Annotated in this window: 1 protein-coding gene; it reads left to right on the top strand. The window is 65.2% G+C overall.

Annotation, left to right across the window (positions count from 1 at the left end; genetic code table 11):
• A partial coding sequence (locus tag IVA82_RS44865) for an IS66 family transposase (protein WP_247493939.1) occupies positions 1 to 540 on the top strand: 540 nt, incomplete at both ends.

Raw genomic sequence — 540 nt, 5'->3', positions numbered from 1 at the left:
GGTGAGGATGTGACCAAGACGCTGGAGGAGATCCCGCGCCGCTTCAAGCTGATCGAGACGGTACGCGAGAAGTTCACCTGCCGCGATTGCGAGAAGATCAGCCAGCCGCCCGCGCCGTTCCATGCCACGCCGCGCGGCTTCATCGGCCCACAATTGCTGGCGACGATCCTGTTCGACAAGTTCGGCATGCATATCCCGCTCAACCGCCAGAGCGCGCGCTTTAAGGCCGAGGGGATCGACCTGCCGTTGTCGACACTGGCCGACCAGGTCGGCCACGGGACCTTTGCCGTCATGCCGCTCTTCCACTTGATCGAACGCCATGTACTCGCGGCCGAGCGCCTGCATGGCGACGACACCACCATCCGTATCCTGGCGAAGGGCAAGTGCACGACCGGGCGGATCTGGACTTATGTGCGGGATGACCGGCCCTTCGCCGGGCCGGCGCCGCCGGCGGCGGTCTATTACGCCTCGAGCGACCGACGAGGCGAGCATCCCCAGAAGCATCTGGCCGACTTCGCCGGTATCCTGCAAGCCGATTGC

Source organism: Bradyrhizobium sp. 142, from assembly GCF_023074015.1.
In the GTDB taxonomy this organism is placed as follows: domain Bacteria; phylum Pseudomonadota; class Alphaproteobacteria; order Rhizobiales; family Xanthobacteraceae; genus Bradyrhizobium.
Note: the sequence above shows the minus strand (reverse complement) of the source record. Positions and strands in the feature narration are given on the sequence as shown.